This is a genomic window from Alkalihalobacillus sp. TS-13 (assembly GCF_019720915.1).
Taxonomy (GTDB): Bacteria; Bacillota; Bacilli; order Bacillales; family Fictibacillaceae; genus Pseudalkalibacillus.
Map to the genome: position 1 here is coordinate 80,794 of NZ_JAHKSI010000001.1, position 15,195 is coordinate 95,988.

15 protein-coding genes are annotated in these 15,195 nt (G+C 43.2%); 6 read left to right on the forward strand and 9 right to left on the reverse strand.

The annotated features are described in order from the left end of the window. The first annotated feature begins 110 nt into the window (after positions 1–110). From KOL94_RS00395 to dctP, 5 genes are read left to right on the forward strand one after another with little or no spacing between them, the layout of a single operon-like run. Positions 111–1,508, forward strand: coding sequence for an amidase (locus tag KOL94_RS00395; RefSeq protein WP_221563135.1), 1,398 nt, complete (start codon positions 111–113; stop codon positions 1,506–1,508). Positions 1,509–1,526: 18 nt separating this feature from the next. After that, positions 1,527–2,579 carry a TRAP transporter substrate-binding protein gene (locus tag KOL94_RS00400; RefSeq protein WP_221563136.1) on the forward strand — a complete coding sequence of 351 codons (1,053 nt, stop codon included), beginning with the start codon at positions 1,527–1,529 and terminating at the stop codon, positions 2,577–2,579. Positions 2,580–2,604: 25 nt separating this feature from the next. After that, a complete protein-coding gene (locus KOL94_RS00405; protein ID WP_221563137.1) occupies positions 2,605–3,705 on the forward strand; it encodes an NAD/NADP-dependent octopine/nopaline dehydrogenase family protein in 1,101 nt (366 codons plus the stop codon). After that, the gene (locus tag KOL94_RS00410) at positions 3,692–4,726 is read left to right on the forward strand and encodes a 3-hydroxybutyryl-CoA dehydrogenase (RefSeq protein ID WP_221563138.1); all 1,035 of its coding nucleotides are present in this window, start codon (positions 3,692–3,694) and stop codon (positions 4,724–4,726) included. The genes KOL94_RS00405 and KOL94_RS00410 overlap by 14 nt, the downstream gene beginning before the upstream one ends. 25 nt (positions 4,727–4,751) lie before the next feature. Further along, positions 4,752–5,750 (forward strand): TRAP transporter substrate-binding protein DctP, encoded by a 999-nt coding sequence (dctP, locus tag KOL94_RS00415; RefSeq protein ID WP_221563139.1) that lies wholly within the window; start codon positions 4,752–4,754, stop codon positions 5,748–5,750. Positions 5,751–5,841: 91 nt separating this feature from the next. Here the strand turns inward: dctP and KOL94_RS00420 are convergent, their stop codons facing one another. The 9 genes from KOL94_RS00420 to KOL94_RS00460 all read right to left on the reverse strand — a co-directional run bounded on the left by KOL94_RS00420 (position 5,842) and on the right by KOL94_RS00460 (position 13,601). After that, positions 5,842–7,158, reverse strand: coding sequence for a TRAP transporter large permease (locus tag KOL94_RS00420; protein ID WP_221563140.1), 1,317 nt, complete (start codon positions 7,156–7,158; stop codon positions 5,842–5,844). Then, complete coding sequence (locus KOL94_RS00425) at positions 7,158–7,658, reverse strand: TRAP transporter small permease (protein WP_221563141.1); 501 nt, start codon at positions 7,656–7,658, stop codon at positions 7,158–7,160. The genes KOL94_RS00420 and KOL94_RS00425 overlap by 1 nt, the downstream gene beginning before the upstream one ends. A 78-nt stretch (positions 7,659–7,736) precedes the next feature. Then, positions 7,737–8,390 carry a 3-oxoacid CoA-transferase subunit B gene (locus tag KOL94_RS00430; RefSeq protein WP_221563142.1) on the reverse strand — a complete coding sequence of 218 codons (654 nt, stop codon included), beginning with the start codon at positions 8,388–8,390 and terminating at the stop codon, positions 7,737–7,739. Further along, positions 8,383–9,075, reverse strand: a complete 693-nt coding sequence (locus tag KOL94_RS00435; RefSeq protein WP_221563143.1) for a CoA transferase subunit A — start codon at positions 9,073–9,075, stop codon at positions 8,383–8,385. The genes KOL94_RS00430 and KOL94_RS00435 overlap by 8 nt, the downstream gene beginning before the upstream one ends. After that, positions 9,072–9,917 carry an alpha/beta fold hydrolase gene (locus KOL94_RS00440; RefSeq protein WP_221563145.1) on the reverse strand — a complete coding sequence of 282 codons (846 nt, stop codon included), beginning with the start codon at positions 9,915–9,917 and terminating at the stop codon, positions 9,072–9,074. Before KOL94_RS00440 ends, KOL94_RS00435 begins: the two co-directional genes overlap by 4 nt. 154 nt (positions 9,918–10,071) lie before the next feature. Then, complete coding sequence (locus tag KOL94_RS00445; RefSeq protein WP_221563147.1) at positions 10,072–10,539, reverse strand: DUF3237 domain-containing protein; 468 nt, start codon at positions 10,537–10,539, stop codon at positions 10,072–10,074. A 3-nt stretch (positions 10,540–10,542) separates the two neighbouring features. Then, the gene (locus tag KOL94_RS00450) at positions 10,543–11,670 is read right to left on the reverse strand and encodes a muconate/chloromuconate family cycloisomerase (protein WP_221563148.1); all 1,128 of its coding nucleotides are present in this window, start codon (positions 11,668–11,670) and stop codon (positions 10,543–10,545) included. An 84-nt stretch (positions 11,671–11,754) separates the two neighbouring features. After that, positions 11,755–12,537 (reverse strand): dioxygenase family protein, encoded by a 783-nt coding sequence (locus KOL94_RS00455; protein ID WP_221563150.1) that lies wholly within the window; start codon positions 12,535–12,537, stop codon positions 11,755–11,757. 41 nt (positions 12,538–12,578) lie between these two features. Further along, entirely contained in the window at positions 12,579–13,601 is a 1,023-nt protein-coding gene (locus KOL94_RS00460; protein ID WP_221563152.1) for a 3,4-dihydroxy-2-butanone-4-phosphate synthase, read from the reverse strand. Positions 13,602–13,886: 285 nt separating this feature from the next. Between KOL94_RS00460 and KOL94_RS00465 the strand changes: the two genes are divergently transcribed. Then, complete coding sequence (locus KOL94_RS00465; RefSeq protein ID WP_221563154.1) at positions 13,887–15,194, forward strand: DUF4139 domain-containing protein; 1,308 nt, start codon at positions 13,887–13,889, stop codon at positions 15,192–15,194. The last annotated feature ends 1 nt before the right edge of the window (position 15,195 follow it).

The following is a 15,195-nucleotide window of genomic DNA, read 5'->3' on the forward strand; positions in this document are numbered from 1 at the left end:
TGTGAGTTTAATCGATTTTTTGAAAGATATTTTAGAGGAAGAGGAAGTTGAAATGTTTACCGCTGATCCTGCTTTTACCTTTTTGTTTGAAGAAATTGAGGATGATGAGTATGAATGAACTATTGTTTACGGACATCCATACAGTCAGTGGATTACTGAAAACGAAGAAACTATCACCTGTCGAATTGACGAAAATGACACTCCATCAGATCCAGGAGCATGATCCGACACTCACTGCCTTTATTACGGTGATGGTGGAGGAATCATTAGCCCAATCCATGCAAGCAGAACAGGAGATCCAAGAGGGGAAATATAAGGGCCGGCTCCACGGAGTACCAATTGCCGTCAAAGACATCCTGCAAACAAAAGGGGTCCGGACGACCGGGGGTTCTAAAATTTTCGAAAATTGGATGCCAGATCGGGATGCTGTCTCTGTTCAAAAACTTAAAGATGCAGGGGCAATTATTATCGGGAAAGCGAACCTGCATGAATTTGCCATGGGTGCCACAACAGAAAATCCTCATTATGGAAGTACACGGAATCCGTGGGATTTAAAGAAGATACCTGGCGGGTCCAGTGGTGGTTCAGCAGTGGCGACTGCTGCTGGAATGGCATTCGGTGCAATCGGGACAGATACGGCTGGTTCAATCAGATTGCCAGCTGCAATGTGTGGAACAGTTGGCTTTAAACCTACCTATAATCTGGTCAGTCAAAAAGGAAGCTTTCCGTTCAGTTGGTCACTCGACCATGTAGGACCGATGACGAGGACAGTCAATGACGCAGTCATCATGCTTGAAACAATGAAAGAGAAGATTGAAAAGATGGAGGAGGCAAAGGTCATTCCATTGGAAAATCTAAAGGGAATGAGACTCGGATTTCCTGAAGGCTATATGTTATCGGGAATAGAACCTGGCGTCAAAAGGGTGATAGAGAAGGCTCTCGATCGATTGCAAGATCTCGGAGCCGAAATCATCCCTATTGAACTGCCGTTGATCGAACAAGCACTTGATGCTTTGAAAACGATCGCGCAATCGGAAGTACTTTCATTTCACGGACCGCTGTTAAATAAATATGGACATCTTTATGGAGAAGATTTAAAGTATCGTTTCCGATTTGGCCATGATATACCTGCAATAGCGTATATAAATGCTCAGCGGATACGTAAACAATTCATAAAGAAAACCTTAAGGCAAATGGAAAACATTGATGCACTCGTGGGCCCTACGAATGTTCAAGAACCTTTTGAAATCGGAACGATGGTCCCGGAGCAAGCGATCAGCAATATGTTTACGCTGGGTAAAACCCCACTAGCCAATATCCTTGGGTTTCCTGCATTATCTGTTCCATGTGGATTCACGCAAGCAGGTATCCCTGTCGGCCTGCAGTTAATCGGTAAACCTTATTCCGATAGAAACGTTCTTCAAATTGGTGAATGCTATGAAAAAGCTGAAAACTGGATCGAAGCTCTTCGAAAAAATAAAAATTACGTGAAACTCCCTCAGGGTTAGAAAGGGGCTGGAATAGAAATGGGATCAAATCGAAAGTTGGTGAAAGTCCTATGGAATGTCGTTTGGGCCGTCACGATCATTTCTTTATTAGTTGCTTGCAGTACAAATGAAGAGGGGACAGCAAACGCAGAAAAGGAAAAGATCAAACTGTCCTATGCTTTTTTTGCTCCAGATAGTACGTTTCCTGCAGTGCAAATGAAAAAGTGGTCGGAAGAATTAGAGAAAAGGACAGATGGACAAGTCGAAGTCGAGTTGTTTTTCGGAGGTTCGTTATTAGAAGCGAACAACATGTTTGAGGGAGTTGCCAATGGGACAGCTGACATCGGCCTTACAGCTACAACGTACGAGCCTGGACGTTTTCCTTTATTGGAAATATCAGATCTGCCCTCAGGCTATCCAAATTCAGAAGTGGCCAGTCAAGTTGTCAACGATTTAATTGAAGAATATCCACCAGAAGCGTTGAGTGACTTTAAGATCATCACTTCTTTCGCCACTGAACCCTCTTATATCCAATCGGTAGATCCGATCTCAAACCTGAAAGATCTATCGGGGAAACAATTGAGGATTTCCGGTGCCCTTACCCCGGTCATGAAAAAACTAGGGGCTGCCCCTGTCGGAATGTCACAGGCTGAAGTGCCAGAAGCGTTACAGACTGGGGTCATTGAAGGAAATATTTCTTCACGGGAAGTCTTGAAGGATTTCAAATTAGCAGAAACAGCTAAATATGTAACCGATTATCCACTGACAATAACGTCTTTCGTAGCAGTAATGAACAAAGATACATGGGAAGGGTTACCTGATGATGTGAAAAAAGTGATCGATGAACTGAATGGAGAAATGAGTATTTTCACAGGTAAGTATTTAGATGAACACGTAAAAGAAGCCATGGAGTGGAGTAAAGAAACAGAAAACTTAGAAGTCATCTCTTTATCGCAAGAGGAGGAATTGAAGTGGGAAGAAACATTGAAAGAGATACAGGAAGATGTCGTTGAAATGGTTGATTCTAAGGGATTGCCTGGATCTGAATACCGTGACCGCTTGTATGAATTGGTTGAAAAATATTCTGAATAGACAAAAAATAGAGGTGGGATGAACTATGGAAATAGCAGTTTTAGGCGGAGGTAACGGGTCATACGCGGCAGCGATCGATTTAACCGAAAAGGGGCATCATGTACGACTATGGAGAAGGAATCAAGAGGCTTTCCGCTCTGTATTAGAGAGTCAGGCTATCCAAGTGAAAGATTCCAGGGGAACAAGAATGGTTCCCCTTAAAATGGCAACATCAGATTTGAAAGAAGCTGTGGAAGGAGCCGATCTCATTGTCATTCCTTTACCGGCTTTTACACAACGTACGGTTGCGAAGAGGCTTGCCCCTGTATTGGAAGATGGCCAGGTTATCTTTTTACCACCTGGGACATTCGGCAGTTACTTGATGGCAAGGGTCCTTGTGGAAGAGGGCTGTAATGCGGATGTCGTCTTTGCAGAAACAGGGACCCTTCCCTATTTGGCAAGAAAGTATGATGAACAAACCGTTTCGATTTCTGGCAGAGCCACACGACTTCCTACTGGCATATTCCCAAGTGACCAGTCTGACCATGCTTTTGGAATCCTACAAAAGGCATACCCTTCGATTGAACCGATCGAAGATGCACTCGATGGTGCTCTGATGAATGCAGGCCCGATCATTCACCCACCCCTTATCCTCATGAATGCAGGCCCGATCGAACATTTTGAAAAATGGGATATCCATGATGAAGGAACACAACCGTCTATCCGGAACGTCCACAGGTCTCTTGATGGGGAACGAATCAAAATTCGTGAAGCATTAGGGTACAACCCTCCGCACTTCCCACTGGAAGATCACTATAGCGATGAAGGAGAGGAATGGATGTACGGGGATGGGGCACACGAAGAGCTTGTCGATGGTGAAGATTGGTATGAAAAACTTGATTTGAAGACCCATCGTTATATGCAAGAAGATATCGTTTGCGGCCTTGCCTTTCTCGTTTCCCTTGGGGATTGGTTGACTATCAAAACACCAACTGCGACAGGGTTACTAGCCATTGCGTCCAGCATAATGGAAAAGGATTTACGTGAAATCGGCAGAACGATGGAAAACCTGAAGCTTTCCAGTCTGTCGAAGGAGGATTTGAAAGAAATCTTGGAAAATGGAATAAAGCAATATGAAACCCAGTAAAGGAGTAATCGCAATAGCCGGAGCAGGCAGGATGGGAAGAGGAATCGCCCTGACATTCGCTTATCAAGGATATCAAGTGAAACTCCTGGATATCAAAAATAGAGACACAGAAGAATTCCAGCAATTGAAAACAACGGTCTTCCATGAAATCAAAAATCAGCTGGATGTCCTGGTCTTAGGGGACGTCATCCTGCGAGACTCTATTCCAGCCATTCTAGACCGGATCGAAGTCTCCTCCATCCATACTGACAATGAAGCTTCATGGAAGGAGTCCGAGATACTGTTCGAAGCCGTACCGGAAGCTTTGGAAATCAAAGAAGAAGTTTTCAAGTGTATTTGCCCTCATTTGTCTCCAACAGCGATGATCGCTTCTACCACCTCATCTTTTTCGGCAAATGAACTAGCTGAATTTGTGACAACGAAGGCAAGATTCATGAATACACATTGGTTGAATCCAGCTTACTTGATCCCGCTGGTCGAAGTAAGTCCATCGAATGAAACGAGTAAAGAATCTTTGCAAGAAATGTTTTCATTGCTTGAAAGCATAGGAAAGGTTCCGGTTGAATGCAAACCTTCACCAGGCTTCATCGTTCCGAGAATCCAAGCGCTCGCCATGAATGAGGCATCCCGTCTAGTCGAAGAGGGAGTAGCCTCTGTAGAGGATATCGACAAAGCTTCAAAGGTAGGTTTTGGAATCAGGTTCGCAGTGCTTGGATTGTTGGAGTTCATCGATTGGGGAGGCGCAGACACACTATTCCATGCGAGTAATTATTTGCAACATTCAATGGAGGATGACCGTTTTGAAACTCCAGAAATCATCAAGAAAAAGATGGCTGATGGGGAAATCGGCATGAAAGCGAGGAAGGGGTTTTATTCCTTTGATGAAACAACGATCAATGACTATCAAATCCAGACCCTCCAAAAGTTCATTGACCTTATGAAACACTTAGGATTAATGGAAGATAACCAGTTTCATAAGGGAATGACTGGTTTCAAGGAAGCAGATCGTATTCAGAATTAATCGAAGGGAATGTGGAAAAGCGTTCATGAAAATGAAAAAAACATTCTATTTAGTCGTATTAACATGTTTACTCGTCCTATCTTCCGCTTGTTCAGCGCAAAGTTCAGGTGGAGAAGGATCCGATATCACGCTTAATGCAGTCAGTTTCTTAGCCAAGGACCATCCTTTGACAGCGACATTACATGACTGGAAAGATAGGGTGGAAGAAGCAACGGATGGAAGAGTGAAAGTCAATTGGAGAGGCGGGGCTGATGTCATTCCGATTGGTGAACAATTCGAAGCCATGCAATCTGGTGCAATCGATATTAATTTCACTTACATTGGGCAATATCAATCCCTTATGCCTGAATCCTTAAGTATAGCCCTTTCTCAATTCCAACCGTGGGAAGAACGTGAACAGGGATTCTATGACTATATGGTTGAACGTCATAAGGAATTGGACGTGATGTATATCGGACGATGGCTTACTGGGTCTCCAAGATTATGGCTGAATGAACCGATTGATGCTGTATCCGATTTGAAAGGGATGTCGATCCGTTCTGCACCTAACTACAATCGTTTCTTTGAAGCATTAGGAATCAATTCCAAAATGATCGATCCTTCAGAAGTTTATACTTCGCTTCAAACAGGTGTCGTCAAGGGATTTGTTTATGGGGGATTCAGTGGTCCAAGGAAAGATGGGTGGACAGATTCTACTAAATATGTAGTGGATCACCCATTCTGGACTCAAAATTGCGTAATTTTGATGAATAATAGCAAGTGGGGAGACATTTCAGAAGAAGATCAAAAAGCCATCATAGAGGCGACAGCTGAGTATGAGGAATATATGGTGGACTATTACAAGAAACAGGATAAGAAGGAGATTGAAGAATTGAAGGCAAATGGTGTCGAGTTGATTGAATTGCCAGAGCCAGAAGCGGAAAAATTCCTGGAAACGGCCTATGAAACGGAGTGGAAACATTTAGAGGGAGAAGTACCTGAATTGGTTGATAAATTAAGAGAGTTGACGACAAAGCCGGATTAAGAAACGAAACCCCTGTGCAAAAGAAATGAGCTGTTGAATTTAAATTCAGCAGCTCATTTTTTAATTGTTCGATTTTCTTACCTATTTTTTGTTATCGAATGAGGCTTGGCAGCCAAAGTGAAAGGGAAGGGAAGAGGATCAGGATGAGCATCAGTATCCCATTTAATAGTATGAAGGGGATGACCGATTTATAAATCTGTACCATTGTAATTGAATCATCAGGCACAACAGCCTTCATTGCGAATAGATCCATTCCGAATGGTGGCGTTATGGTAGCCATTTGCATGTTTAGTAACATGATGACACCAAACCATAAAGGGTCGAATCCCATGCCACCAGCGATCGGCATCAATACTGGGAGGGTCATCATCATGATCGAAAGGGGCTCCATAAAACAACCCAGAATCAATAAGGAGATCTGTAGCAGAATTAAAATGACCAAAGGTGGATAATTCAAATTACTTACAAGTTGGACGAGCCCCTGGGTGACCCCTGTATAGCTCAAGATTTGTCCGAATGTGGTTGAACCGACAATGATCATGAAGATCATGACACTGGACTTGAAGGTCCCGGTCAATGAATCCCGGATGCTTTTCCATGTCAGTCCACCATAAAAATAGGATAGGATGACAGTTCCTATAGCTCCTAATGCTGCACTTTGTGTAGGTGTCCCGAACCCTAATATGATGACACCTAATAGGAGGAATACGATGATCCCTAATGGGAGTATGTATTTTACTGTATCCATTATTTTTTCAGACAATGGAATCTTTTCTACCTCATAAGTCGGGGCGAGGCCTGGCTGTAAAAAACTGCGAATGACGATATAGAAGAGAAATAAGGTTGCTAATAAAATACCTGGGAGTACGATTGCAATTAAAAAATGACCGACAGGTATAGAAGCTAATGAAGCTAATAAAATGCCCAATGCTGTAGGTGGGATCATGGTCGCCAGACCGGCACTGCCGAGAATCGGACCGACTGACATCGTATGACTATAGCCTTTCTTCTGCATATCCGGTACCAATAGGGAACCTAATAGCGCGGTACTTGCTACGCTTGAACCGCTGAGTACAGAAAAAAAGGAACCACTTCCAACCGCAACAATGCTTAATCGACCAGGCAAACGACCAAACCACTTACCGATTGTTTCGAATACTTTGACCCCAAGTCCTGTCCTGAACATGATTTCTCCCATTAAAATGAACATCGGAATAGGCAATAAAGAGAACTTTGATACAGAATCGAAAATATTCAAGACAAGCTGATTGATTCCAGCGGTACCATTCCAAAGCAACATAGCGCCAATCAAATTGACTGTCAAGAACGAAAATGCGATTGGCAATCCGATGATAAAGAGCAGAAAAAGGGCTCCGAATATATAAAGGATGACGATCCACCAATCCATTACATTCGACTCCTAATCCCTATTTTTGGTAAAAACGTCATGAGATTTCTTAAAAATTGTACGGACAAAAGCATAAAACCGATCGGTATGATGACAATCAATAAATAACGTGGGATTTGGAGAATAGCATCTGTATGGACCCCTTTGACATACATCTCCAGAGTTGCTAGAAATCCAAAAACGGTGATGACCAATGAAATGCCAAAACCGATAAGGGAGCTGATTAATCCGAATAGGTTCTTGAGTCGATCTGGTACATGATTCAACACAAGGTCAAAGTGGATATGGCCACCTTCCCTCAGTAACCAGGCTGCCCCTAAAAAGGTAAGGAACACCAACAGATACTCTGTAACTTCCAAAACCCAGGGGATGGATCGGTTTAATAGATTGGAAGTCAGCACATCGATAATGATCAATAGACCGATGATGACAAGGATGGATTTCCCGATCGAAGCCATCAGGTCTAATAAGACGTTGAAAAATCTACTTAGTTTATTCAATATGGACAACCTCCTTCAATCAAGCTGTTAACCGACTACGACTATTACCAAGAAGAAATCAGCGAAAAAAGCATCGACTCAAAATTGATTCGCTTTTTGTTGAAGTTGTCTACTCACATGGTAGGAAGCGGTCGTGTTGGCTTCGACTTCTTCAAGCGTTGTATCGCCGATCAATTCTGTAAGTTCATAACCATTTCCATTCCATTTGAATATGGCAAGGTCGGTGATGATCATGTCAGCTCGACGTGTCGAGGTGATGGGGTAGATGCACTCGTCGACAAATTTGGGTGATCCGTCTTTGGCGACATGGTTGGTTGTAATGATGATTTTTTTAGCACCGACAAGCAGATCCATAGCCCCGCCGACCCCGATGATATCTTTTCCAGGTATCGCCCAATTCGCGACTCGCCCGTGGGAATCGACCTGAAGGGCACCAAGGATGGCGACATCCACGTGGCCGCCCCGTATCATCGCAAACGAATCGGCACTATGGAAGTACGATGCACCAATGGCTTCACCGACTGGAAGTTTTCCGGCGTTGACGAGTAGCGGATCAACATCTTCCTCTTCGACATCGGTCACCCCAAGCAGGCCATTTTCAGTGTGTAAATAATAGTTTTCCTCATCCAGGTATTTAGCGACAAGAGTAGGAATTCCAATCCCCAGGTTGATGATGGAATGAGGAGTTAGTTGTTCAGCGGCTTTTTTGGCGATCAGTTCTTTCTTATCCAATTTCCTTCACCCCTTCTTTCGTCAAAATCAAACGACTGGTGATGATGGCATCGACAAACAGATGAGGCGTTACAATTTCCTCAGGAGACAATTCTCCTTCTCCAACGATTTCATCAACTTCTGCGATCACATAGTCAGCAGCCGTTGCCATTACAGGATTAAAGTTTCTGGCGGTTTTATAGAATACGAGATTCCCTTTCATATCGGATTTCCACGCCCTGATCAGCGCAACATCGGCTTTCAGGGGTTTTTCGAGTAGGTAGGTTTCACCGTCGATGACCTTCGTTTCTTTCCCTTTTGCTAAATCCGTTCCAGCTGCGGTTTTTGTATAAAAGCCACCAATTCCGGCTCCACCTGCACGAATGGCTTCTGAAAACGTTCCTTGAGGAAGCAATTCAAGCTCCAATTTGCCCTCATTGTACGACTTCGCTACATCCCGGTTACTTGTAAAATAAGAACCGACAGCTTTTTTAAGTTTTCCTTGTTGTAACAGTATCCCTAAGCCTTTTCCACTTTCTCCGACATTGTTGCTGATAACTGTCAGTTCCCGAGCATCATGACGTGTAAGTTCATTGATCAGAGTCAGCGGACTTCCGATGAGACCGAATCCGCCAACCATCAGAATATCGCCTGTTTTAACGTTCTGAATGGCATCTTCAGGTTCCATTATTTTGGTAGCGCTCATGTGTTCACTCCTTTTCTTGATAAAAATCCCTGGATCTGTTGGGAGATTTCAGGTTGCCGATTGAAAACCAATTCATAATGATTGACTGGTGTGTATTCAATCATCGACTCCTTTAAGAAGCCATTCATTTTTGTATAGGAAGACTCCTGAAACAATGCCCTTTTGTTCCCCAATCGCCCGGTAGCGATAAGAAGGAAAATATCGCAATTGATAGAAGGAAATATGTTTTCCGGGGCAAAAGAATAGAAGCTTTCGAAATCTTGCTCAAGGAGGGAAGGATCAGATTTATTTTCCCATGTCTCTCCCTGACGCTTGATTTCATACCTTAAAATCTCCTCCATGGTATCTGTCCACTCTATGGACAAGCTTGTGTATAGCTTCCTGGTTTCTTCCACATATTCTTCTGGAGAGGAGTAGCTTTTTTTCAACCGGTTCAACGAAGGGAGGACCAGTTCTCGTGTAACACTGTCCGCCTCTCCGGCACCATCTAACAAAATGAGCGCTTCAACATCAGATAGCCGGCTTGCTGCAATCGAGCCGATATAAGCCCCCATGGAGTAGCCCATGAGGATCGGCTTATCGATCTTCAACGTATCGATGAGGTCAAGAAGATCGTCCGCATGTGTAAATATCGATGTATTTGCATCTGCTGGATCACTATTTCCACGTCCACGGATGTCGTAACTGATAAATCGATAGGATCCCGATAAAGCTTCCTTGTAATGATGGAATTGCAGGTGGTTCCCAGTAAGCCCGTGGATCCCTATAATCGTTCCTTTTTCACCTGGGGTATCATGGATATAGAAGGTTTGTCCCTTTTCAGTCGTTACATAACGTTCCATTCATTGACTCTTCCTTTCTTTTAAAAGATAAGCGGTGAAGTAATGTCTAGCTCCATCGCCCAACCACTTGGTCCACTTTAGACCTCCTGCGACAGCCTCCTCGTCGGACTTCCAGTGACCTTCGTGGCTGAACAGGGTGCTTGCGCTTTTCTTTCTAATCGACGGTATAAATCGAGTAGTTGACTTTTCCGGGAAGTCTGATGCCTCGGGAGACGAAAATCCTGCGGTTCAGCCAGTCATATTTTATTGAAGCTGTTTCAAAGATCGGAGAGGTTCGGAAATAATAGTCACCAGGGTCGACAAGTTCATTGTTATCCAGCCTTTGCAAGGTCTCAGGTTCACCAGTACGAATACCACGGTAGGTCATCATAATGAGATCTCCTTCTCCCGTTTTTAATAGAATCCGAACATCTTGAATAATCGTTCCGTCTTCACGGACAGTAATCCAATCATCTCCGCCAGGAATGACATCAGCATTCAATTGATCTCCCCGTAAAGCGCCACCTGACACTCGGATGATCCTGCGGTTTCCAATAGGGGTGTTTCCAGGAAGGTGGGCACCCTCTACAGTCAATTCCATGTCACATAGAAAGGATAAAGAGGGAGGTGGTAAATGTTCCATGATTCACTGCTCCTTTTCGATCTTTCTTCGATACTTGGACACTTTCTCTTCGTCCAGTTCAATTCCTAATCCGGGTCGATCCGAAACGTAAATAAAACCATCTTTAATAGAGAGTGGTTCCATCACTGGATCGTCGGCGAGCCAATCGGGCCCGAACAGTTCACATCCGTAGTCCAAATTCGGGATGGAACCATAGGCATGAAGGCAAGCTGCTGTACCGATTGAACTTTCGAGGGAAGTTCCACCGAAACATGGGATGCCAGCTGCATCAGCGATCCCTGCAATCTTAACTGTATTTTTCATGCCACCGGATTTGTGGATTTTTAAGGAAAAGATATCTGCTGCCTTTTCTTTCGCAAGGCGTAAGGCGTCTTGAGGTGAGGCCAGGCTCTCATCAGCCATGATCGGCACTTTTTTCATTGAAGAAAGCAGGGATGCGCCATCGATATCCTGTGGCGGTAGCGGTTGTTCAAGGAAATCGATGCCTGCTTCAAAAAAGGAATCCATCCATTTCATCGTGGTCAACCGGTCCCATGAACCGTTAGGATCAATACCAATGGTAGAATGGTTCCTCAGGCCATCAGCAATACGGATGGAACGTCTTGCATCATCTTCAGGCGCCTCTTTCCCAGATTTCGTTTTGAATGTCTGATAATGGCCGGATAAGACGGAATCCTTTCCTTCTTCAATATCACCTTCAGGGGTTCCGGAAGCCAGCGCCCAGCGTACGGGAATTTTGTCTTGATGAAGCCCGCCTAACAACTGATGGACTGGAACGCTATACATTTTTCCTAAGGCATCAAAAAGGGCCATTTCGATCGTAGCTTTGGCAAAAGCATTCCCACGGATATGACGATCCAATGTTTGTAATACCTTTTCAACATAAGTCGGATCTTCCTCTAGTAATAGAGGAGAAGCATACTGGTCGATGACGAGTTTCATCGTTTCGACACTCTCACCATTCCACCAGATTCCAGGGGTTGTACCTTCCCCGACCCCGATGATCCCGTTACTTAATTCCAATCGAAGGAGGGCAAAACTTTTAGATGAGACTTGGACAGTGGAAAATTGGTGCGGACGTTTGATCGGGATATCGAGTATTTCCGTGGTTAGGCTTTTTATCGTTGGCATATAGGACCTCCATTTATATACACTGCAAACAAAAAAGGGGAGGGGACATCGTAAAATGCCCCATACCCATGCGGTTCTATTTTGTTATTCAGGGCGCATCACAAAGTTAAGGGAAGCTTCTTTATAATCGCCTTTATCGACCAGCTCCGTCATCAGGTCTCCCCTGACACCGTCAGCCACATCCGTTTCGAGCCATTCATCACCTTCAAAGAAAACCTGGGTGATAAGGGTTTCATGTCCTTCTGCTTCGAATTTTAAATGAAGGTGAGCTGGACGCATCGGATGCTGGTCCAAATACTCAAGGAATTCTCCTGTAGGACCATCGGTTGGAATCGGATATGGCAGCGGTACAATGGTCTTCACTTCGAAATCTCCATTCTCATCTGTGTAGAAATGCCCACGCAGGTTATATCTAGGTGCGTCAGAATCAAAGCCGGAATATTTAGCAGACTGATCGTTATGCCACATTTCCACATGCGCATTTGCCAGCGGTTTACCCTCAGTATTGCTTAAATTCCCGGAAAAATAGAACGTTTCTCCCGGTTCATCCGGCCTTTGTGTCAAAACGAATGGTTGACCTGGCTGTTTTTCTAATAAAGGGGAACCTTCAATGAAAAAAGGACCTAATAAAGATGGTTGTGTTCCCGGCTTGTCTGTGTACATTGCTCTCAACACATGTGTTTCGAAGAAAACATCTGCGAAGAGAGGCAGCTCGCCAGCTCGTCCCAACCGATCAGCCCATTTGACAAAGTTGGTATATTCTTCGTGGTTAAGCTTTGCCTCATTTAAAAATTCTTGGATGTGCTTAATAAACAATTGAAATACTTCTTCCACCCGTTCATTCTTTTTGACAGCTTGTTTTTGCATAAATTTGATTCCTCCTTATAAATTAGAGAGCGCTTTCCGTTTTAATGGATTGAAAGGGCTCTTCCTTCTGAAATCAGGTGAGTACTGGTCATTGGCTCTGTTTGGTACGTTTCGTTTTCGAAAAGGTACTGCAATTGACTGATAATGAGATTTTTGTAGTTTGATGGAATGGAAGATGCCTCATTTCTTTGATAGATGACACAGTCAAGTTCTCCATTGAGCATACTGACTAAATGGCCTTTTAGATGTTTAGGACAATTGCATTTATTTTTTAACCCTAATAGATCGCCAACGAGACATTCCTGATAAAAGATCATGTTCGTGATCGGTGAACTTCTTGGATTCAAGTAAACGGTCAATGGAGTTGGTGAAATTTCATTTTTGACCCGATAGACGTTCAACGGTTGGTTGAACATGGAGAACTTCGTTTGCTCAATGATTTTCATTGAAGTATGTTCTTGTAAGTACCTTTCAATGATTTCACTGATCTTTATAATATCTAGTCCATGGTCATACGCTAATTCATTGACTTCTTTCTGATTTGCAACTTCACCGGATGTATTTAGGATTTCACACACATAGGTAGTAGGTTCATAGTCTGGATCATTCTTTATGGAACGTGCCCATTCAATTGAAGCCTCCGCAATCCCAGCATTTCTTATTAGATTTGTTTCATTGCTGACTAAAGGGAAGATATGGCCCGGTCGTTTGAAGTCTTCAGAATTGGTTGTACAATTGATATTCCTTATGGTATCCGCACGTTCAAAGGCAGAAATTCCTGTTGTGGAGGTTTTGAAATCGATCGAGACGGTCATGTTATTGAATGTGTTTTCGGAAAACCCATTACCATTCTGGAGAAGAGGCAATTGAAGGCTTTCGGCTATTTTTTCAGTGATACAACAATAGATGAGGCCTTTACCATACTTCGCCATAAAGTTGACGTCGTCTGCGGTTGCATGATCTCCTATTCCCATGAGAAAACTTGTCTGTGTGGATACATCGTCAAAAATGATCGTAATCGTATCCTTTAAAACGTCATGACGATTACATTTCTTACGTTGCATGAGTTTCCCCCTCTCAAACCTTCCTTTATAAAAACCTTGTATCATTGAATCTGATTGCCATACGAACTAGGAGATCCAGCCTTTCACTCAGAAACATAAAGTATTTACAATATTTAAAATTTACAGAAATTAATTCGGTAACTTCATGATATATAAGAGGAAAAAGCATCACAATATACGATTGGTTTTAAAAATTCTAACGTTTTTGTACGAATCGTATGGTTTTTATATATGGGAGTGGAACACCATTTTCTGTTATTATTAGGAAAAGGGGGAGGGTTTAACATGACATATCGTTCATACAGCAAGGATGCAGTAGAACTGGCATTGACGATTTACAACGATGGGTTTGGTGTTGTGAAAGAAAAGCGTAAAATTGAACTGACAGGCGAAGAAACGGAGATCCAATACCTTGATGTCGCGCAGCTGATCGAAACCGATTCGATCCTCGTCGAGGGACTCAACATCCTTGAATTGAACTATGATTACGACCTTGTCAGCAAATCGAAGCTGCTCGAGAAATACATAGACCAGAACGTGTTTTTATATGATAAAGAGAAAAATGAGCGGAAGGAATACCGGCTGTTGAGTGTCGCAAACGGCATCGTTCTTGAAAATACAGATACGAAAGAAATCGTCCTCGATCCGAAAGAGGAACTGATCCTGCCGAAGCTGCCAGGCGAACTGATTGTCAAACCGGCACTTATCTGGAAAATCAGACCTTCAAAAACCGATCAAATCAATATATCCTACCTGACAAAAGGGATGGAATGGGAATCCAACTATGTCGTCGAACTGAAGGACCAGACATTCAATCTATCCGGCTGGGTGAACATCCAGAACAACGCAGGCACCACCTTCGACAATGTAAAAGTGAAGCTCATTGCCGGGGATGTGAACCGACTCGAGGATTACGAGTTCACACTGCCAGATGAACCTGTACTCTATTCGATGGAAAAAAGTTCAGGACCATCATTCGAGGAACAAAGCTTTGCCGACTACCACATGTACACACTGCAACACAAAACAACGCTCAAAAACAACCAGTCCAAGCAAATCAATTTCATCCAGGCAGAACAGATTCCATATAAACGCTACTATTCATTCAACCATTACAATGAAAAAGCTGAAATAAAGCTTGAGTTCGAAAATAAACAAGCACAAAAACTAGGATTACCTTTACCAAAAGGAAAAGTGAAGGTCTATCAAGAGGATGGGAACGGCGGAAGCCTTGAATTCATCGGTGAAGACCGGATCGATCATACTCCTAAAAACGAAACCGTAGAACTCTACCTCGGAGACGCCTTTGATATCGTCTGTGAAGGAAATAAGATTGATAGTTATAAAGATGAACAAGGACTCCGTACAGAAAAATGGCAATACACCATCAAAAACAACAAAGAAGAACCATCCCTCATGAAAATCACACACAGCATCTATGAACGCAACTGGACAATGAAAGACGCAAGCCACGATTACAAAAAAGAAACTTCACGTAAAATTGTTTTCTGGGTGGAAGTTCCAGCAGATACAGTTGAAGCCGTAACCTTTGAATATGAGGTAGATGAAAGAATATATTTTACAAAAAGTTAAA